This is a genomic window from Nocardia albiluteola (genome assembly GCF_018860155.1).
Taxonomy (GTDB): Bacteria; Actinomycetota; Actinomycetes; order Mycobacteriales; family Mycobacteriaceae; genus Nocardia; species Nocardia albiluteola.
Genome location: NZ_JAHKNI010000001.1, coordinates 567,699 through 586,246 on the forward strand (window position 1 = coordinate 567,699; position 18,548 = coordinate 586,246).

Here is an 18,548-nt window from a genome sequence, read left to right on the forward strand (position 1 = left end):
TGGCGTGCTTGCTGAACCGCTCCGAAAACCTCGAACGCAAGTGCGTGACGAGATGCGGGGTGTACCATCCGGCGCCGGCGGTATCGTAGCCCGATCTTGGAGGAAGCGTTCTGTGCAATTGAGTTGGAACGGGGCCAGCAGCATCAACGCGGACCTGGAAACGGATATCGAGATCGCCCGGCGAGTGGGTTTTCCACTATTGGAGATCTGGGGTGCGAAACTACCGCATTACCTGCAGCGGAACTCGGTCCTGGACTTGGCCGAACGCTTTCGCGAGAGCGGAGTGACGCCGCTCAGCATCAACGCCGTGGACAAGACGACGTACGCCGGCAAGGACTTCGCCAGTGGCGAAAATATGTTGCGTGAGTACGCTTCCATCGCCGGCCAGATCGGATGTGAGACGATCGTGGTGGTGCCGGGGAAACGTCCTGCGGGGGCCACCGACGACGAGGTGAAAGACGAAACCGTTGCGGTGCTGAGGGCATTCGGCGACATCGCCGCCGCGCACGGCGTGCAGATCGCCTTCGAGTTCCTGGGATTTCCCGATTCCTCGGTGCGCACGCTCGACAAGGCTTGGGAGATCGTGGCGGAGGTGGATCGCCCCGAGGTCGGCCTCGTCATCGACACGTTCCACTTCCATGTCGGCGGGTCGCAGCTGGAATCGCTGCGCCGCATCGACTCGTCGAAGCTTTTCGTATTCCACGTCAGCGATTGCGAAGACCGTCCCGCTGCGCAGTTGCAGGACGCTCATCGCCTGCTGCCCGGGTCGGGCATTCTGCAGCTCGAGCGGATCGCCGACGAGTTGAAGGGCATTGGCTACGACCGGCTGGCGAGTATCGAGCTTTTCCGGCCTGAGTATTGGGAACGAGATCCGTTCGAGCACGCCGCCGCGGCGAAGACAGCCACTCAGCGGGTGTTCGGCATCTCTCAATTTTCGGGGCAAGCTTGAGCGTCGCAGTTGCGATCGTCGGCGGAGGCATGGCGGGTTTGGAGGTCGCAGCTTCCCTGGCTTCTCGTCCGGGCCTGGAAATCGAGGTATTCGAGCGCGGTCCGTTCCTCCGCCGCGAACACATCGACTGGGACACCGCGGTATATTCGGGTGACGAGAAAACGAGGAGATGGACCGGCGTCGATTGGGGTGCAGGCGGTGGACTCACCGAAAGACTGGGTGGAAGATCGCTTTGCTATCACGGGGTTCTTCTCGAGATAGAATCGTCTGCTCTTGCCGACTGGCCGCGCGAGTGGGTTCACCTGCTCACAGGTCGGGAAGGGGCCTACGGTGAAGTCCGCACGAGCCTCGTCGCCGAGTTTCCCGAGCTTCGGCCTCGCTCGCTTTCGCCGGCTGCTGTTCGCCTCGGGATGAAGCACGTTCCTCAGGCTGCATACTTCGATGCTCGTTCAGAAGGCTTCAGGGCATACTCTCCGCTTCAGCCGGCGCTTCGTCTGGCGGAGGCGGGCGACTGTTTGCGCATCACCCGAGCTGCGGCGCAGCGACTCCGGCGAACCGCGAACGGGTCGTGGTCAATCGACCTCATCGATGAATGCGGCAACACCTACACGCGCAGTGATTTTCAATGCTGTGTCCTAGCAGCGTCCGCAATCTCCAACGTCTCGCTCCTAAGTCAGACGTTACAGCAGGAATTGACGACTCACATCACCGACCACTTGTGCGCCGGCGCGCTCCTTCGTCTGCCGCCCGGCAACGAGTTGGACACATTTCGCCACCGCATGCTCTGGTCCGGCTATATTCCGCTGCCGTCGACGGGCGCCAACATCTTCGTGCAAGAGAGAGCGCCGTTACCGAACGGCGACCGATTCGTGGAGATCTTCGCCGTCATAGAACAGGGACGCAGCCGAGCGAACTATAGCGAATTGACGGCTACTCCGGGCAAAGGCGGGCACGCTCCGCGCACATATGTGACCGGCAAGGTGTCGACCGACGACAGAGCGCGTGTGACAGACGTGAAACGACAGATAAGGCAGATTATCGACCAGATCGCGGAAGGTGTACCCGAGGATGTCACGAGACGGGAATCCGAGGACGCACTGCTCAAATACGATGACGCGTACTCTGCTGTCGCAGAGCATCGGCTAGCGGGGACGTTCGCGTGGTTCGGCCATCCCTATGGATCATTCGAGCACGAGGCATGCAGCCATCCAATCGGATTCGACGGCCCGCTGACTGTGACGCGCCACTTAGAGGTAGAAGGCATGCCCGGCTTGTATCTCGCCGGACCCGGCAACTTCGTCAGGCCGGGAGCGGCCAATCCGGCGCTGACCATTCTTGCGATGTCGCGATTCCTCGCCGACACCATCAGTGCGGCTTGCCGATGAGTTGTCGGCTGTGGAATCGGGAACTGGTCGACCGTCGAATTGCGAACTACGTTGTGCCCCTTGACATGTCGCGGAGGCGGCGCAAGAATTGAAGATGTCGATCGGCTAATGGTTGGAGGTCTAGGGAAATGACAGACGTGGCAACGCCAATAGCTGATTATGAGGCGAATGTCTCTCGGCTACGGCAGCTTTATTCCGGCCACCCCGCTTCTGCAACGTCTTTGTGGTCGCGCGAGTACGTCGCGACTGGTATCGACCCCACGAATTTCCGCGCGGACAATGTCTATGTGTGGCAACAGAGTTATGGCCCCGGGGCGGACATCGGAAACGAGGAGTATGGGCGATCCTACCGATGGTTGGCGGACAACGAAGGAGATCTGCTCGCACGCTGCACCGAAGACGGTGCATTCGGCGCCCACTGCGTGCCGATCGATGGCAGACCGGTCAGCCGAGACCTCCTCGATTCCGTTGCGGAGCTGGGTTTTCTGAGGTCGGAGTTCGGTGACCTCTCGTCGCTTTCGTTTCTCGACATCGGGGCCGGATACGGGCGAGTTGGGCACAGGATGTCCGAGGTGGCACCCGGGGCCGGGTATATCTGCTCGGATGGAATCCCCGAATCTTCCGCACTGAGCGCGTTCTATCTCGCTCATCGCGGGCTGGGGACGGACAAGGTCGTCCCGCTCAACGACATTGCCTCGCGTCTCTCGTCGACTCGTGTCGACGTGGCGCTGAACATTCACAGTTTTCCGGAGTGCCCGGCCTCGGCCGTTGAATGGTGGCTCGGCCTGTTGGCGGATCACGAAATACGCTATCTCTTCCTCGTACCGAACGACGTGAGCGGATTCCGCAGCACTGACGGAGCACGCGTGGATCTCTTGCCGCTGCTGAATCGTTTCGGGTACCGACTCGAGACGATGCGGCTCAAGTACCGGGATCGCCGGTTCGGCGATGCCGACTGGGTGTTTCAGATGAGCCACTGTCTCTTCGTCAGGAACCCGGCCGCGAGCGCCGCCCCGCACATACTGCACGACTAAACGTAGTCCATCGGGTCGTCGAATATTCTGAGGCCTTCGTGGAGTAGACCCAGCCGGGCGACGTCGTCCGGCTGGAGATCGAAATCGAAAATGTCGATGTTCTCACGCATGCGATGTAGCTTGCTCGACTTCGGAATGGCCGAAATTCCATGTTGCAGAATCCAGCGCAGCATGATTTGAGCCGGAGTCTTTCCGTATTTCACCGCCACCGCGGCGAGCCTGGGGTCGTCGAGACGTCTGCCTTGTGCCAACGGACAGGAAGCCTGCAAGTGAATTCCGTGACTCTGACAACATCTCAACAGGTCTTCGGAGTAGAGGTACGGACTGAATTCGACTTGATTAACCGCCGGAACCGTCTCGGCATAGTCTTGTAATTCCTCTATAAGAGGGACGGGATAATTGCATACGCCTATGCTCCGTATTCTCTTCTGTGCGTACAGCGTCTCCAGCGCCCGCCACGTCTCTTTCCGATGTGAACGGCTGGGCCAATGCAGCAGATACAAGTCGATATAGTCGCAATCGAGTCTGTTCAGACTCTCCTCGAACGCTCGCATCGTATTGTCGTAGCCCTGGTGTATATTCTTCACCTTGGTGGTGATGAATATTTCCGCGCGGTCGATACCGCTTTCGCGGACCGCTTGCCCGACAGCCGCTTCGTTGTCGTAAAGGGCGGCCGTGTCGATGAGCCGATAACCGATGGTGAGGGCCGAGGTTATGGCGCGGACCGCGTCCGCGCCATACATTCCGGACACCCCTAAGCCCAACATGGGCATAGAGCGGCCATTGTTGAGAGTAGTTCGCGACAAAGGGGTCTCCATGGCCGGGAAGGAATGCGTCACGATGAAAAGTGTATCAGTGCTACTGTTCGCCGGTGAGTTTGAATCGCGAAAAGACTTGCCAGGACTACTTCGAGTTGCGGGGGAGTGTGAACTCGGGACGGTCCCGGATTCTCTACCTCACGAATCAACTTCCCATGCCTGCTCATAGCGGTGGCCAGTTGCGGGAAGCGGAGACGCTGAAGAGACTGAGCCGCGACTTCGCGATCGAACTCGTCGTCCTGACGAACCATTTCGAGCGGGACCGGGAAAACGCCGGCCTGATGCTCCCGTACTGCGCGAACTTGACGATTGTTCGAAGTACTGTGGCGACCGAGGGGTACGAGCATGGTGTGCCGAAAAGGATCGCAAGCTATCGTTCAACCGTGTTGCGGCCCGCTCTCGAGCTCAGACTTGCCGCCGGTGGTATCGATGCGATCCATGTCGAGGGGTATTTCATGATGAGACACCTTCCGGATGTCGATGTGCCGATCGTCCTGTGTGAAGAGAACATCGAATATCTCCTCGACAAGGCGTGCGAAGAACTCGGCAATCCGGATTCGGTCGGCTGGAATGAAATCAAGGGTCTCGAACATGAGGCCTGGCGGCGAGCGACGATCTGCGGCGCTGTGAGTGTCGACGACCTCGAGATCATGCGTCGCGACGCTCCGGACATCCACAGCGCTTTGCTTCCTTGCGGGTTCGATCATGTCGGCGTGACGCCGCCGCGGTGCCACGCCGGCGGGGTGCAAGTGGTGTTCGTCGGCAACTACTCGTGGACGCCGACGCATGACGCGGCCGTTCGCCTGTTGACCTCGATCTGGCCGCGCGTCTTGGAGTTCGTCCCCGACGCTCGCCTTAGTCTCGTCGGCGCTGGGGCCGACGAGTCACTGAGCATCCTGGCTCGACAGACGAGAGGCGTGGAAGTCGTCGGCCGAGTCGCGAGCGTGGCGGAGTACCTCAGATCCGCGGACGTCTTCGTCTGCCCGGTGCGAATGCAGGGCGGCATCAAGATAAAACTCTCCGAGGCGTTCCAAACCGCATGCCCGATCGTGGCGGCGCCAGAAGCCTTGGCGGGCTTTCCGCAGTCGGCACGTGACGCAGTTGTCGTCGCAGACACGGACGCCCACTTCGCCGCCGCCATCTCCGGGCTGTTGCTCGATCCGCGGAAACGGCAGCGACTCGCCGGGCGTGCCCACGCGGTCGCCAGGGCGCTGCCGACGTGGGACGACGCGGCCATGGCACTGTCCACCGTATGGCGAGAGTCGATGTCCCTTGTATCGTCCGCTCGGAGCGATGCTTTCAATGGTTGAGTCGGCTCGCAGCGCGGTGCCGGTGTTGCCACCGGTCCGTTTCTGCGAGCCGCTCGCCGAACCCGGCGTGCATGTCTCCATGCACCGGGCTCGACGGTGTCTGCTGTCAGGCGCGGTTGACCGTGTCCCCGGGGGGTGGGGATCGTGTTGCCGCGATATCGGTATCGAGTGACCGGCACCGCAGCGAGGTTGAACAGTTCGATCCCGTCCGCTGACGGTCTCCTCCATTGACCGTTGCGGCCCGCGACCTCGGCCGCGTCCCGCCCGCCGACACAACTGAAGACTGATAGCTATAGAACTCTTCGTGGTCGTAGTTGATGTACTGGAGTCGCTGTTCGGGTTGTTGCTGCCGCATCTGGCGGGTCTTCGCGTCGACGGAGTCGATGCAAGCGGCCGGACGATCCGTCTGGACGTGCATAGTGAGGCCGAATCCGCTGCCTGTCCGGAATGCCGAACAGTCTCGGATCGAGTTCACAGTCGCTACATGCGACAGCTAGCCGACCCTGGTTCGAAAGTGGGCCAGAGCCAGTATTCAGCCGCCATTGACATTCAAGACCGATATTGTGTGACCGCGAACGTCGCGGTCATCACGAGGTCTCTCGCGAGGGCAGCGGGAGGCTTTGGTCGCTTTCCAGCCAAGTGCGGAGCTGACCCGCGAACCATCGGTGCCCCTCTTCGAGGGAATGGCCGCCGGGTCCGCGCTCGAATTCTGCCGGCATCTCGAGGAAGCATGTGCCCGGGCGCGGCGGAATTCCGCCGAATGTCCGTGTCTGATCGAGTTGCTCGGCCGCGACGACGGCGGGCGCAGGAAGCTCGCGTGGGATCGGGAATGCGAAGTTGTACCTGGGATGTACACCGGTGTCGCGCAGGAGAGCGTCCAGCATCAGCCAATCCAAGAAGTGGTTCGCCAACTGCCCGTCGTCATTCCACAGGTGGTCGTAGAAGGCGATAGACCCCTTGTGTCCCTCTGCCACGCGCCAGGAGCCGATGCGTTGCCAGCCGTCATGAAAAGGGTCGCCGACGTTGAAACGCCTCAGACTCCGCTTCTTTCCGACGTAGTGCTCGTGTCGCGAGGTCTCGCTCCAGCTCACCAGGGTCATGATCTCGTCGGGTGCGTAGCCCGACTGCTTGATCACCGTGGGAAGTTGCTCGACAAGAGTCCGGATGATGCGCCGGTTCGACGAGCCGTTGCGAGCCAGGTTGACGAGCTCGACGCCCAGGCTTTCGGCCAGCACGACGGGCCAGCCGTCGCGGGCCGGATGCTCCATCTCTTTTCCGACCGCGCAGCTGCAGCCGTTGGTCACGAGAAGACGGATCATGAGATCACGCGGATTCCGGTCTTGGCGACCCACGATTCAACGTGAGAAGTGTCGTTCAAGAGCGGTTCGCTCCTTCCGTTCAGGCTGGTGTTGAGCAGAGCGGCACAGCCGGTTTCCTGCTCCCAAGCGGTGAGTAGCGCATACAGTCCAGGGTGTTGGTCTGCGGCGACGGTCTGCACCCGGCTCGTGCCGTCGAAGTGCACGACCGCCGGCATTTCGTCGGACAGTCGACTCCGCGCGGTGAACTGCATGTACGGCGACTCGTGCACCGGAAGGTCGAACAGCTCGTGGGCGCGTTCCTTGCGAACGACCGGCGCAAAGGGACGAAACGGCTCGCGTCCTTTGATCTTGTTGACTCGGTCCTTCATGTCCGCCGGGCGTGGGTCTGCGAGCAACGAGCGGTTGCCTAGGGCTCGTGGTCCGAATTCCGCCTTACCGCTGGCCACACCGACGACACCGTCACCGATCAGGGCGGCGAGGATGTCGTCGACGGGCCACTCGGTGCCGAGCGATGTGCCGAGATAAGGCCCTCGCCAGTCGATCTCGCCTCCGACGACCGCGGCCGCGGCGCCGATCGACGATCCCGCGTCTCCCGGATTCGGGAGGATCCAAATGCGGTCGAACAGTCCGCGCTCGGCGATTCGAGAGTTCGCCACACAATTCAACGCGACGCCTCCCATCAAGACGAGGTTGCGAGAGCCGGTCTCGCGCGCAACCCACTCGGCTGCCGTCACGAGGATGTCCTCGGTGACCTGCTGGATGCTCGCCGCGAGGTCGGCCGGCTCGGCATCCGCGGCCCATTCCCCGATACCGCGATGCGGGTTGATGCGAACCCGGAACGACGGTGGGACTACTTCGATGAGGTCTTCGTATATCCGGTCGACATGGCGGGGCGTGCCGAAGGCCGCCATTCCCATGACGATGTATTCGTCTTCATTCGGACGGAATCCGCAGCGCCTGGTGAACGCGCTGTAGAGCAGGCCCAGGCTGTGCGGATATCGGCGCTCGTGAAGCGTGCGATAACCGGAACCCCGTGTGTAGGAGCCGATGCTGAAGGTGGTGAACTCGCCGATCGCATCCGCGACGATGACGGCGGTTTCGTCGAAGCCGGAAGTCGCGACACCTCCGATCGCGTGCGATCGGTGGTGATTGACGTACTCGATCGGGGGGAGCCGAAACGGAAGCCCGAGTGATCGCAGGTAACGGCGGGGGAGGTCGTTCAATTGCAGTGCGTCGGACCATTGTCCGGCGCGGACCTGGCGCGCCTTCTTGATCAGCGGCCGCTCGTACCAGGCGATGAGATCGGGTCGGCCGAAACTCAACGCCTCTTCGACGAGCGCCGGATGCAGATAAAGGTCATTCTTTACGCGCGAATAGCGCTCGGCATGCGCGGCGAAGAGGATATTCGTGCCGTCGAGTACGGCGAGTGATGCATCGTGGGATAATGCCGAAATTCCCCAGACCAGAGTCACGCGCGGCTCCTACTTGTAAAGAAAAGGATCACGACCACGCAGCTTTCTCATCTTACGACGCCGTCTCAGCGTCTTGAGCGTGAATAGGTCAATAACGTTCTGCCACATCGGATTCAATGTACTTGAACCGGATGTCCATCGCAAGGCTTTGCACTGACGCGAGGCAAGTATGGCACCGGCACCCGTCACAGGCGGGAAGGGGCGATTGCGAAACTTCCCGATTCTGAGAATATTGTCTGCGCTTACTAATGCTGCGTTCCTTAATAATGGTGTATTTTGTTGTGGATCTTGTTGGTTCGGGTGATGGGGTGGGCTTTGCCGAAGGTTTTGGCTGCGCGTCCTGACTCACGGCCTGGAGGGGCTGGGCGATCGGCCGGGGGCTGACCGGGACCCTGCGCTCCGAAGGCATTGTCGTGGGTAGTAGTCAGGTGCGCAGAATACTTGTGGCAGAAGGGATCAGGTGGCGTCGTCCGCGGTCGTGGACGACGAGCAAGGACCTGTACTTCGTCCCAAAAGAACCCATATCGTCGGTCTCTACACGCAGCCACCGGCCGGGACCACGGTAGTCTGCGCCGACGAGCTGGGCCCGGTCTCGCCCCACTCGAGGACCACCGTCGGATCAAACACGCGTTCATCCCGGTCGGGGCATGCTGGCTCAACCTCCAAGAGCCGTGGTGGCGATCTGTATGTGATGGACGGCGCGGCGGTGCCCGGCAGCACCGGCACGGTCAATCCGCCGCTGACCATCGCTGCGCTGGCAGAACGCAATATCGAGAACATCGTTCGCGCAGGTCACTGAAACCGGGCGGGGCGGCGGGTTACTCTCGGCGGGATTGTTCGCCATAGCGGCGCGTGCCGGCGGGCCCGTAGGAGGCAGCGCAGCGTAACCACGCAGGCCCCTCGGGAGCGCCGTCGTCCAACTCAGAAGGGATCAGTCGTGGCGCAGTACCGCACCGCAGCGGGACAGCAGGAATATCCGCGCAAGCCGCCGATCCTCTGGACCGACTATTTCATGCTCGCCGTCGCCCTGGTGTCGGCGGCGCTGATCGGCTGGGTCGACCTGCTCCCGGTGCCGGGCGGGCCCTGGCTCGGGGCGATCGTCATCGCCGACTACGTGACCTGCGGGATCTTCGCCCTGGAGTTCCTGTGGCGCTGGCGGCGGGAGGACTGGTCCTGGAACTTCCCGTTCGTGTACTGGTACGAGGTGCTGTGCCTGATTCCGGCGACCGCCCCCTATTTCCACGATTCGCATACGGTGCGCATCGTGGTGCTGCTGGTCCGGGTGCTGCGCCTCGCCGATCGCGTGTTCGGCGACCAGGTCACCGTAGCGATCGTGAATCGGTCGATGGGCGCGATCGTCGAGGCGATCAAGCGCCCGGTGACGATGGCGGTGCTCGAGGAGATCACCGCGGTGCTGCGGGTGGGGCAGTACACCCGCAACATCGCCTCCGCGCTGGAGGAGAACCACGCCGAGCTGGACGCCATGATCATGGAGCTGATCAAGAACGATCCGCAGCTGGGCCGCGTGCGCTATATGCCCTTTCACGACGAGATCATCAGGGGCATCGCGAACACCGCCTTCCGCGTCATCTCCCAGGTCCTGGCCGACCCGCGCATCGACGAGCTGGTGGGAGACGTGTTGCGGGAGAACGTACATCAGATGCGCCGGGCGATACACGAGGGCGTGCGCGTCGCGGAGACGGTCGACAACAAGCCGATCCCTTCGCAGTGACGCGGGTCCGGATCAGGCGCCGATCTCCTCGGCGCCGTGCCGGACCTCATCGCGCGATCGCCCGTAACGCAGTGTCTCCCAGGCGATCAGCACGAGCAGTACCGCGCACAGCAGGCCCAGCGCGGCCACGGCGGGCAGCGTCGATGCCAGCGGAATCAGCGCGCCCAGCAGCACGGCGGCCACCAGCCGCGGCCACAGCACCGTTCCCGTTGCATAGTGCCGGAATCCGACCAGCGCTACCAGGTACACGATCACCCCGCCGTACAGCGCGAACAGCGGAATTCCGTGCAGCTCATCGCGTAACGAATGCCCCGCCGCGCCGCCGACGTAGGAGAGCACCCTCTTCATGCCCAGCGACAGTGCGATGATTCCCGCGACCATCGGAAAGTGCCAGTAGGTGTAGCAGTTTCGCGCGATCTGGATCTGCCGCGCCCCGCTCGCGCGGGCCAGGTGGCGTTCCACCACCCTGGCGGCCACATCGAAGTACGCCCACCACAGCAGTGCCGAAACAGCAAGTCCTAGTAGCGATCCCAGTGCGATCGGCCACGAGATCGGCAGCCCGGCCACCCCGACGCCGATGGAGACGATCGATTCGCCCAGCGCCACGATGACGATCAGCCCGTGCCGCTCGGCGAAGTGTCCCGCCGAGTTGATCCGCCACTCGTTGCCCGCGAACAGGGTCCAGAGCATGTCGCCCGTGAGGGCCGCCACCCACAGCCAGATCTGCACCGCGCCGTGGTTCACCGCGGCGACGACGAGCAGCGTGGTCCCGATCGTGAGAGACCCCAGCGCCCACCGGACCACCTGCCTGCGCAGCTGCGGGTCCTGCGCGCTGGCGCACCAGAACACCCAGAGGTGGTCCAGGCGGATCGCCAGATACCCGAGTGCGAACACCAGCGGCCCGTACCAGCCTCCGGGCATGTTGTGGAATGCCTCGGGGATTGTCTCCGCCAAGATCAGCGTCGCGCCCGTGGCGGCGAACATCGCGACCCGGGCGATGCCCTCGTCGGCCTTGATCACATTGCCCAGCCAGGCGTACGCGATCCACACCCACCACATGACCGCGAGCACCAGAAAGGCCCGCAGCATGTTCACCGCGGTGGTCTCGTGTGCGGCCAGATCGGTGACCTGTGTGAAGGCGAACACCATCACGAGGTCGAAGAACAGTTCCAGCTCGGTCACCGAGGCATCGTCGGTGACCACCTGCATCCGTGATCGCTTGCCGGTCATGCGGATATCGTGGCAGGCGATCGCGGCATTCGCGGGGTCAGCTCACTTCGTAGTTCTCTCCGAATTGAAATTTCTCGATGAACTCGATCAAGTTCTGCACCGCCTCCTCGTTGACCTTGGCGATGCTTCGTTTCATGAGAATTCCGGGTACCGGAATCGGAAGATATATTTCCGAGTGATACCAAACCTCGGTGCCCTCGCCGGTCGTCTCGAGCTCGAACCAGCCCTTGCCGCCGCCGCCCCCGCCGCTTTCGACGACGTTCCAGCCGATGCGGTCGGCGGTGCAGTCGTATTCGAGGACCTGGCGGTCGGAGTTGCCCAGCGGGCTGACCGTCGCATAGACGCGCCTGGGACGCCCATAGTCGTCGTAGGTCGCCACGCGCACATCCTTGTGCGAGGGGGACCACTCGGGAACCCGCTCGACCGCGAGGAGTGCCTCCATCACTTGTTCGGGGTCGATATCGACGATGAATCGGTGGTCGGTCTTCGTGCGCATAGCCTTGTGCCCTCCACCCCCCGTACTACTGGGACCGATTGTCTCCAGGGTCACAGTCGGTCGTCAACCACCTGGTCTGTTCCAGAATTGTGAGAAACCGTCCAGTACGTATCTAGCTGCGGGAGCGCCGAAAGGGTCGCGCGCTTCGCGGAATTCGATGTTTGATCGTGAGGGTCAGGGGGTACCGAAGGTGGCGTCGGGTCTGGCTCAGGCGTGCCGCACGACCCAGTCCGGGCCCGGGAACACCAGGCTCTCATGGCCATCGTCGAATCGGACGATGTACGGCGGGGCGCCATCGGCCCCGCGAACCTCGATGACTTCTCCGGTGTGATCCGGCATGCCGACCGTATGGCTGTGGACCAATAATTGATCACCGACATTTGCCTGCATGATTCGCATTATCCGACCATCGTGATGAAAGTCACAACCCCCGAACGTGAGAAGTAGGGGTCCCGGCGGATTGACAGGCCAGGTGGATTCGCCCTCGCGCAGCAGCGCGGTGACTCGCAGCGACGCCCGGCCGGCCACCCGGATGTGGTGCTCGGATGGCCTCTTCGGCATTACCCCCGGTAGAGGTGGCCGGATAAGTACTGGACTCCGGTCGGTACTCTTGGGTGCTGGTAACAGCAGATGATCGATCTTGGAGGATCCCTCGTGGCTCTCGTCGTTCAGAAGTACGGAGGATCCTCGGTGGCCACCGCCGAGCGCATCCGGCGCGTCGCTGAGCGGATCGTCGAGACCAAGAAGCAGGGGCACGACGTGGTCGTCGTGTGCTCGGCGATGGGCGACACGACCGACGAACTGCTGGATCTGGCGCAGCAGGTCGCGCCCGCCGCGCCGCCGCGCGAGATGGACATGCTCCTGACCGCCGGTGAGCGCATCTCGAACGCGCTCGTGGCCATGGCGATCCATTCGCTCGGCGCGGAGGCGCGCTCGTTCACCGGCTCCCAGGCCGGCGTCATCACGACCGGTGCGCACGGCAACGCCAAGATCATCGATGTGACGCCCGGCCGGCTGCGCGAGGCTCTCGACGAGGGCACGATCGTGCTGGTCGCCGGCTTCCAGGGCGTCTCGCAGGACAGTAAGGACGTCACCACGCTCGGCCGCGGCGGCTCCGACACCACCGCGGTCGCGCTGGCCGCCGCGCTCGGGGCCGACGTCTGCGAGATCTACACCGACGTGGACGGCGTGTTCAGCGCCGACCCGCGGATCGTCTCCGACGCGCAGAAGCTCGAGCGCATCTCCTACGAGGAGATGCTGGAGATGGCGGCCTGTGGCTCGAAGGTGCTCATGCTGCGCTGCGTGGAATATGCGCGCCGCTACAACGTGCCCGTGCATGTGCGCTCGTCCTATACCGACAAGCTGGGCACCACCGTTTCAGGATCGATGGAGGACATCCCCTTGGAAAAAGCACTCCTCACCGGCGTCGCACACGACCGCAGCGAGGCCAAGGTGACCGTTGTCGCGATACCGGACGAGCCCGGCTACGCCGCCAAGGTGTTCCGCGCCATCGCCGATGCCGAGATCAATATCGACATGGTGCTGCAGAACATCTCGAAGGTGGAGACCGGCAAGACCGACATCACCTTCACCATGCCCAAGACCGATAGCGCCCGCGCGGTGGAGATGCTGACCAACCGGCAGGGCGAGATCGGCTTCTCCCAGGTCCTCTACGACGATCACATCGGCAAGGTGTCCCTGGTCGGCGCGGGCATGAAGAGCCACCCGGGCGTCACGGCCACCTTCTGTGAGGCGCTGGCGTCCGCGGGCATCAACATCGATCTGATCTCCACCTCGGAGATCCGGATCTCGGTGCTGGTGCGGGACCACGAACTCGACGAGGCCGTGCAGGTGCTGCACCGGGCATTCGACCTGGGCGGCGACGAGGTCGCGGTCGTGCACGCCGGATCGGGGCGATAGGCCATGGGCGTACGCGTAGGTGTGGTCGGCGCGACCGGGCAGGTCGGCGCCGTCATGCGGAAACTGCTGGAAGAGCGCAATTTTCCCGCCGACCAGGTGCGGTTCTTCGCCTCGGCCCGCTCGGCCGGTAAGACGCTGCCGTGGCGCGGCGGCGAGATCGTCGTCGAGGACGCCGAGACCGCCGACCCCAGCGGGCTGGACATCGCGCTGTTCTCGGCCGGGGCCACCATGTCCCGGGTGCAGGCGCCGCGGTTCGCCGCGGCCGGGGCGACCGTCATCGACAACTCCTCGGCCTGGCGCAAGGACCCCGAGGTGCCGCTGGTTGTCAGCGAGGTCAACCCGGAGCAGACCCGCAATCTGGTCAAGGGCATCATCGCCAACCCCAACTGCACGACCATGGCCGCGATGCCGGTGCTCAAGCCGCTGCACGACGCGGCGGGCCTGCAGCGGCTGATCGTGTCCAGCTACCAGGCGGTGTCGGGCAGCGGCCTGGCCGGGGTCGAGGAGCTGGCCTCGCAGGCGCGCGCGGTGATCGACCGCGCCGAGGAACTGACCCACGACGGCTCGGCGGTGGAGTTCCCCGCGCCGGACAAGTACGTCGCGCCGATCGCCTTCAACGTGCTCCCGCTGGCCGGTTCGCTGGTCGACGACGGCTCGGGCGAGACCGACGAGGACCAGAAGCTGCGCAACGAGAGCCGCAAGATCCTGGGCCTGCCCGAGCTGCTGGTGAGCGGCACCTGTGTGCGGGTACCCGTGTTCACCGGGCACTCGCTGTCGATCAATGCCGAGTTCGCCCAGCCCCTTTCGCCGGAGCAGGCCCGCAAGCTGCTGGCCGATGCGCCCGGCGTGCAACTGGTCGACGTGCCGACCCCGCTGCAGGCCGCGGGCATCGACGATTCCCTCGTCGGCCGCATCCGCCAGGATCCGGGGGTGCCCGGCGGGCGTGGGCTGGCCCTGTTCGTCTCGGGCGACAACCTCCGAAAGGGTGCCGCGCTCAACACGATTCAGATCGCCGAGGTCCTACTCGCCAACCGCTGAACCATTCTCCGAACATCTGGTACCACATCCGGTACCAGATGTTCGGGCACCCACTACGAGTGAGGTCTCAGCCCGGTGAGCAGGTGGTCGACGTGGTCGGCGCCCAGCCGCAGGTCCGATTCGGGGGCGTGGAGCAGGAAACGGTAGTAGACCGGGCCGTACAGCATTTCGACCATGGCGCGCGTCGGGATGTCCCCGCGTAGTTCGCCCGCGGTGATGGCGCTGTCCAAGCGCTTGCAGCACTGTTCCAAGCGAGGTTCGACGATGGTCTCGCGCACGGCCGCCGCGATGTGCGGATCGGATTGGGCCTCGGCGATGACGGCCTGGTAGACGCCGCCGATGTCACCGGCGAGCAACTCACTCAGTGCGGTGATCTGTGTCTTCAGGTCGGCGGCGATGTCGCCGGTGTCCGGGAAATCCGTTGCGGTGCCCATCTTTTCGTTGACCGCGTCGAGGGCGACCGCGCCCTTGGACGGCCACCAGCGGTAGATGGTCTGCTTGCCGACGCCCGCCGCCGCGGCGATCGCGTCGATGCTCATCCGGGCATAGCCCTTTTCTACGGCCAGGGCGAAGGTCGCATCCAGAATCGCCTGATGCGACCGCTGGCTTCGTAGTTGCGGGTTCGGGGCGGGCGGCATGCCTTCAGCGTACGCGGTACGAGACGAAACGTCTCGTCTTGACGCGGTTGAGTCGAGGGTCTACGTTGGCGAGACGAGACGAGCCGTCTCGTCATTGTCCGCAACGCTCTACTGAGAAGGATCGACCCATGACCGACACCGATTCCTCGTCGACCAGCCGCTTCGAGCGGGGCCTGACCCTGCTGGGTCGGGTCGGCGGCAGCGACCCCACCCGGGTGCTGGACAGCATGGCCGATATCGCGCCGGATTTGGGCAGGCTGACCATCGAGTTCTACGCCGATATTTACGGCCGTCCCGGGTTGACCTTCGCGCAGCGGCAGATCATCAACGTCGCGGCGCTGACCGCGCTGGGAACCGCCGCACCGCAGCTGCGCTTCCATATCGACGGCGCGCTCAATGTCGGCGTCACGCCGGTCGAGATCGTCGAGACGATCATCCATATGGGCGTGTACGCCGGAGTGCCCGCCGCGCTCAACGGCCTGGCGGTTGCCAAGGCGGCGTTCGCTGATCGGCCGGAGGCGGGCAGCCCGGTGGGCGAGAGCCGGATTCGGCCGGACGAGACGACCCGGCAGCGGTATGAGCGCGGGCTCGCGGAGCTCGAGCGCATCGACGGTCACGCGGGGCGGCAGGTGATCGATTCGCTGGCCGATATCGCGCCCGACTTCGCCCGCTACGTCATCGAATTCGCCTTTGGCGACGTCTACTCCCGCTCCGGTCTGGACCTGAAGACGCGCGAGCTGGCGACGGTCGCGGCCTGCACCGCCCTGGGCTCGGTCGGCCCGCAGCTGCGAGTGCACCTGCATGGGCTGCTCAACGTCGGCGGCACGCGCGAGGAGGCCGTCGAGGCGATCATGCAGATGGCCGGCTACGCCGGATTCCCCGCGGCCCTGAACGGAATGGCCGCCGCGCGTGAGGTTTTCGCCGAACGTGCGGCGGCTGAGGCGAACGGGGGCTGAGCTGCGCGGCGGGCCGGCTCAGTCCGACAGGTGGTTGATCAGTTTGTCGGTCAGTCGGGTGAGTTCCGCGCGTTCGCGCGGAGTCAGCACCGACAGCATCGCCTGCTCGTTCTCGATGTGCCGGGGTATCGCCCGATCGACGAGTTCCCTTGCGCTGTCGGTGAGTTCGATGAGCAGCCCGCGGCGATCCCCGGGGTAGGGGATGCGGGCGATGTAGCCGCGCTTCTGCAGGCGGTCCAGGCGGTTCGTCATGGTGCCCGTCGTGACCAGCAGCGATTCGGCCAGCTGCGAGGGTGACAGGCGGTAGGGGGCCCCGGCGCGGCGCAGCGCCAGCAGCACGTCGCCCTCGCTGCGGTGAATACCGAATTCCGTTGCCATCGCGCTGATTCGGGCATCGATCAGCTGGCTCACCCGCTCCAGCCGGGTGATCAGGGCCATGGTGTCCACGTCCAGATCGGGCCGCTCGGCCCGCCACTGCCCCAGAAGGTGATCGATGCGTTCGGATGCCTGCATGCCCTCACTCTAGCTTGACGTCGAGCTACCTCTTGTCATTTAGCTTGACGACAAGTAACTTGATGACAAGTTACTTGAAGGGATGGAATCATGACGCAGACTCGACCGGTTCTCCTGACCCAGGCCTCCGAGGCCGAACTGATCGGCCAGGACCCCACGGCGATCCGGCTGCACCGCGATGCGAGCGCCACCGATGGCGTGCTGAGCACGCAGGAGGTGCGCCTGGGCGTCGGACGTGACGGGGCCGTGCCGCACTATCACGCCCGCTCGCACGAGCTTTTCTATGTCGCCGAGGGCGAGCTGCAGGTGCTCGCCGACGGCGAGATCCGCACCCTGTCCGCGGGCGGCTCACTCGTCGTGCCCAAGCATGTCGTCCACGCGTTCGGCGCCTCGCCCGACAGTGCGGTGCGGGTGTTCATCGCCCTGACGCCCGGCGTCGAGCGCTTCGAATACTTCCGGGTTCTGGAACGGATCGAGCGTGGGCAGACCTCGGTGCAGGAACTCCTCGACAACCAGGAGACCTTCGACACCTACTTCGTAGACGCACCCGAGTGGGCCCGGGAGCGCGCCGAGGGGCGCTCGGAGTCGGCGCGCGGCTGAGGCCGGCGGGCAGTGCTCAGCGCGGGCGCAGACCGTCGAAGACGATCGCGAAGACTCGTCCGCGCTGCTGGTCGTCGGCGTCCGTGGTGTACGTGGCCAGGAAGGCGCCCTTGAGGATTCGCATCAGGTCGGCGATGTCGATGTCCGGGCGCACCGCGCCGCAGTCCTGGGCGCGGCGCAGCAGCACGTCGATCGCCGCTCGCAATTCCAGCGTCGGCGCCTGGGATTCCACGCCCTCATGGCCGCTGACCGCCTCGGCGAGATTTCGCTTCACCCCGCCCTCGATGACGATCGTGTCGAGGTAGCCGAAGAAGGCCTGGCCCGCATCCGGGGCGCCGGCGAGGGATTGCGCCTGTGCGGTCATGCGCTCGATACGATCCACCATCGCGGCGTGGAACAGCGCCTCCTTGGTGGGGAAATGTCGGTACACGGTGCCCGGGCCGACGCCGGCCCGCCGCGCGATCTCGTCCAGCGGCACCGAGATGCCCTCAGCGGCGAAGGCCTCCTGGGCCGCGGCCAGCACGCGCTCGCGGTTGCGGCGGGCATCCGCGCGCAGGGCGCGACCCGGTCCGGGGGCCTGGGGCGCCTGTGTATCGGTCACGGCGACGATTCTACCGGGGTGCATATTGACAAACGGGGCGTGCGTTCCGAATCATAAGCGGGGTATTAGTTCCGTTTATTGAAGGGTAAGTCATGGCAGAGAATTCGGTGCAGACCCCGCGGGAGCTGGTCGAGCGGATGTTCACCGACCTCGGTTCGGTCGATGCCGACGTGTTCGCCGATCTGATGGCTCCGGACGCGGTGTTCGAGATTCCGTTCACCGTCCCGGGCATGCCCGCTCGCATCGAGGGGCGGGAGGCGATTCGCGACCACCTCGCCCAGCGCTGGTCCCGCACGCGCGAGATCCAGATCCACGGGGTGTACCCCGTCGTCCACGACACGACCGATCCGGAGCTGTTCTTCGTGGAGAACGAGGTCGACATGACCCGGCCCGACGGCATCCGTTCGCGCGCAAGGACTTCGGTCAACGTCGTGCGGGTCCGCGACGGGAAGGTCGTGCTGTTCCGCGACTACATGGACACCGCGCGGCTGGCGAACCTGGTGCGCGAGGGCCTGATTCGGACGGGCGGGGAATAAT

19 protein-coding genes and 1 pseudogene are annotated in these 18,548 nt (G+C 64.2%); 10 read left to right on the top strand and 10 right to left on the bottom strand.

The genetic code is table 11. The annotated features are described in order from the left end of the window. Positions 1 to 40: 40 nt before the first annotated feature. From KO481_RS02605 to KO481_RS02615, 3 genes are all read left to right on the top strand, one after another. Entirely contained in the window at positions 41 to 949 is a 909-nt protein-coding gene (locus KO481_RS02605) for a sugar phosphate isomerase/epimerase family protein (RefSeq protein ID WP_215915282.1), read from the top strand. Further along, positions 946 to 2,334 carry an NAD(P)-binding protein gene (locus tag KO481_RS02610; protein ID WP_215915283.1) on the top strand — a complete coding sequence of 463 codons (1,389 nt, stop codon included), beginning with the start codon at positions 946 to 948 and terminating at the stop codon, positions 2,332 to 2,334. Before KO481_RS02605 ends, KO481_RS02610 begins: the two co-directional genes overlap by 4 nt. 128 nt (positions 2,335 to 2,462) lie before the next feature. Beyond that, positions 2,463 to 3,368 carry a putative sugar O-methyltransferase gene (locus tag KO481_RS02615; protein WP_215915284.1) on the top strand — a complete coding sequence of 302 codons (906 nt, stop codon included), beginning with the start codon at positions 2,463 to 2,465 and terminating at the stop codon, positions 3,366 to 3,368. On the opposite strand, the gene KO481_RS02620 is transcribed toward KO481_RS02615, so the two are convergent. Continuing rightward, a complete protein-coding gene (locus KO481_RS02620; protein WP_308166260.1) occupies positions 3,365 to 4,207 on the bottom strand; it encodes an aldo/keto reductase in 843 nt (280 codons plus the stop codon). The genes KO481_RS02615 and KO481_RS02620 overlap by 4 nt on opposite strands. A gap of 32 nt (positions 4,208 to 4,239) precedes the next feature. Between KO481_RS02620 and KO481_RS02625 the strand changes: the two genes are divergently transcribed. Continuing rightward, on the top strand, positions 4,240 to 5,496 hold the full coding sequence (locus KO481_RS02625; protein WP_215915285.1) for a glycosyltransferase: 1,257 nt from the start codon (positions 4,240 to 4,242) through the stop codon (positions 5,494 to 5,496). Between the two features lie 131 nt (positions 5,497 to 5,627). On the opposite strand, the pseudogene KO481_RS02630 reads toward KO481_RS02625, so the two are convergent. The 3 genes and pseudogenes from KO481_RS02630 to KO481_RS02640 form a co-directional block, all read right to left on the bottom strand. Next, a pseudogene (locus tag KO481_RS02630) lies at positions 5,628 to 5,729 on the bottom strand (reverse transcriptase domain-containing protein); the annotation flags it as partial. Between the two features lie 354 nt (positions 5,730 to 6,083). Next, a complete protein-coding gene (locus tag KO481_RS02635) occupies positions 6,084 to 6,815 on the bottom strand; it encodes a DUF6071 family protein (RefSeq protein WP_215915286.1) in 732 nt (243 codons plus the stop codon). Beyond that, positions 6,812 to 8,287: a carbamoyltransferase family protein gene (locus KO481_RS02640; protein WP_215915287.1), complete on the bottom strand. Its 1,476-nt coding sequence runs from the start codon at positions 8,285 to 8,287 to the stop codon at positions 6,812 to 6,814. The genes KO481_RS02635 and KO481_RS02640 overlap by 4 nt, the downstream gene beginning before the upstream one ends. Positions 8,288 to 9,224: 937 nt before the next feature. On the opposite strand from KO481_RS02640, the gene KO481_RS02645 reads away from it, so the two are divergent. Beyond that, positions 9,225 to 10,019 (top strand): ion transporter, encoded by a 795-nt coding sequence (locus tag KO481_RS02645; protein WP_215915288.1) that lies wholly within the window; start codon positions 9,225 to 9,227, stop codon positions 10,017 to 10,019. A 12-nt stretch (positions 10,020 to 10,031) separates the two neighbouring features. Here the strand turns inward: KO481_RS02645 and KO481_RS02650 are convergent, their stop codons facing one another. The 3 genes from KO481_RS02650 to KO481_RS02660 all read right to left on the bottom strand — a co-directional run bounded on the left by KO481_RS02650 (position 10,032) and on the right by KO481_RS02660 (position 12,135). Then, entirely contained in the window at positions 10,032 to 11,249 is a 1,218-nt protein-coding gene (locus KO481_RS02650; protein WP_215915289.1) for a low temperature requirement protein A, read from the bottom strand. A 37-nt stretch (positions 11,250 to 11,286) separates the two neighbouring features. Then, positions 11,287 to 11,745, bottom strand: a complete 459-nt coding sequence (locus KO481_RS02655) for an SRPBCC family protein (protein WP_215915290.1) — start codon at positions 11,743 to 11,745, stop codon at positions 11,287 to 11,289. Between the two features lie 207 nt (positions 11,746 to 11,952). Further along, positions 11,953 to 12,135 carry a DUF1918 domain-containing protein gene (locus tag KO481_RS02660; protein ID WP_215915291.1) on the bottom strand — a complete coding sequence of 61 codons (183 nt, stop codon included), beginning with the start codon at positions 12,133 to 12,135 and terminating at the stop codon, positions 11,953 to 11,955. A 264-nt stretch (positions 12,136 to 12,399) separates the two neighbouring features. Here KO481_RS02660 and KO481_RS02665 point away from each other — a divergent pair, with 264 nt between their 5' ends. Then, entirely contained in the window at positions 12,400 to 13,665 is a 1,266-nt protein-coding gene (locus KO481_RS02665) for an aspartate kinase (protein ID WP_215915292.1), read from the top strand. 3 nt (positions 13,666 to 13,668) lie between these two features. Beyond that, positions 13,669 to 14,703, top strand: a complete 1,035-nt coding sequence (locus KO481_RS02670) for an aspartate-semialdehyde dehydrogenase (RefSeq protein WP_215915293.1) — start codon at positions 13,669 to 13,671, stop codon at positions 14,701 to 14,703. A gap of 53 nt (positions 14,704 to 14,756) precedes the next feature. Here the strand turns inward: KO481_RS02670 and KO481_RS02675 are convergent, their stop codons facing one another. Beyond that, entirely contained in the window at positions 14,757 to 15,341 is a 585-nt protein-coding gene (locus KO481_RS02675) for a TetR/AcrR family transcriptional regulator (protein ID WP_215915294.1), read from the bottom strand. 128 nt (positions 15,342 to 15,469) lie between these two features. Here KO481_RS02675 and KO481_RS02680 point away from each other — a divergent pair, with 128 nt between their 5' ends. Continuing rightward, a complete protein-coding gene (locus KO481_RS02680; protein WP_215915295.1) occupies positions 15,470 to 16,297 on the top strand; it encodes a carboxymuconolactone decarboxylase family protein in 828 nt (275 codons plus the stop codon). An 18-nt stretch (positions 16,298 to 16,315) separates the two neighbouring features. Here the strand turns inward: KO481_RS02680 and KO481_RS02685 are convergent, their stop codons facing one another. Beyond that, positions 16,316 to 16,810: a MarR family winged helix-turn-helix transcriptional regulator gene (locus tag KO481_RS02685; RefSeq protein ID WP_215915296.1), complete on the bottom strand. Its 495-nt coding sequence runs from the start codon at positions 16,808 to 16,810 to the stop codon at positions 16,316 to 16,318. Positions 16,811 to 16,900: 90 nt separating this feature from the next. Between KO481_RS02685 and KO481_RS02690 the strand changes: the two genes are divergently transcribed. Further along, a complete protein-coding gene (locus KO481_RS02690) occupies positions 16,901 to 17,410 on the top strand; it encodes a cupin domain-containing protein (protein WP_215915297.1) in 510 nt (169 codons plus the stop codon). A 16-nt stretch (positions 17,411 to 17,426) separates the two neighbouring features. Here the strand turns inward: KO481_RS02690 and KO481_RS02695 are convergent, their stop codons facing one another. Next, the gene (locus KO481_RS02695) at positions 17,427 to 18,011 is read right to left on the bottom strand and encodes a TetR/AcrR family transcriptional regulator (protein WP_308166261.1); all 585 of its coding nucleotides are present in this window, start codon (positions 18,009 to 18,011) and stop codon (positions 17,427 to 17,429) included. Between the two features lie 92 nt (positions 18,012 to 18,103). On the opposite strand from KO481_RS02695, the gene KO481_RS02700 reads away from it, so the two are divergent. Next, positions 18,104 to 18,547, top strand: a complete 444-nt coding sequence (locus KO481_RS02700) for a nuclear transport factor 2 family protein (RefSeq protein WP_215915299.1) — start codon at positions 18,104 to 18,106, stop codon at positions 18,545 to 18,547. The last annotated feature ends 1 nt before the right edge of the window (position 18,548 follow it).

What these genes read in the sequence shown, in the direction of transcription:
- KO481_RS02680 (WP_215915295.1), top strand. Translation starts at nt 15,470, where the DNA reads ATGACCGACACCGATTCCTCGTCGACCAGCCGCTTCGAGCGGGGCCTG.
- KO481_RS02650 (WP_215915289.1), bottom strand. Translation starts at nt 11,249, where the DNA reads ATGACCGGCAAGCGATCACGGATGCAGGTGGTCACCGACGATGCCTCG.
- KO481_RS02670 (WP_215915293.1), top strand. Translation starts at nt 13,669, where the DNA reads ATGGGCGTACGCGTAGGTGTGGTCGGCGCGACCGGGCAGGTCGGCGCC.
- KO481_RS02675 (WP_215915294.1), bottom strand. Translation starts at nt 15,341, where the DNA reads ATGCCGCCCGCCCCGAACCCGCAACTACGAAGCCAGCGGTCGCATCAG.
- KO481_RS02700 (WP_215915299.1), top strand. Translation starts at nt 18,104, where the DNA reads ATGGCAGAGAATTCGGTGCAGACCCCGCGGGAGCTGGTCGAGCGGATG.
- KO481_RS02685 (WP_215915296.1), bottom strand. Translation starts at nt 16,810, where the DNA reads ATGCAGGCATCCGAACGCATCGATCACCTTCTGGGGCAGTGGCGGGCC.
- KO481_RS02690 (WP_215915297.1), top strand. Translation starts at nt 16,901, where the DNA reads ATGACGCAGACTCGACCGGTTCTCCTGACCCAGGCCTCCGAGGCCGAA.
- KO481_RS02655 (WP_215915290.1), bottom strand. Translation starts at nt 11,745, where the DNA reads ATGCGCACGAAGACCGACCACCGATTCATCGTCGATATCGACCCCGAA.
- KO481_RS02635 (WP_215915286.1), bottom strand. Translation starts at nt 6,815, where the DNA reads ATGATCCGTCTTCTCGTGACCAACGGCTGCAGCTGCGCGGTCGGAAAA.
- KO481_RS02660 (WP_215915291.1), bottom strand. Translation starts at nt 12,135, where the DNA reads ATGCAGGCAAATGTCGGTGATCAATTATTGGTCCACAGCCATACGGTC.
- KO481_RS02615 (WP_215915284.1), top strand. Translation starts at nt 2,463, where the DNA reads ATGACAGACGTGGCAACGCCAATAGCTGATTATGAGGCGAATGTCTCT.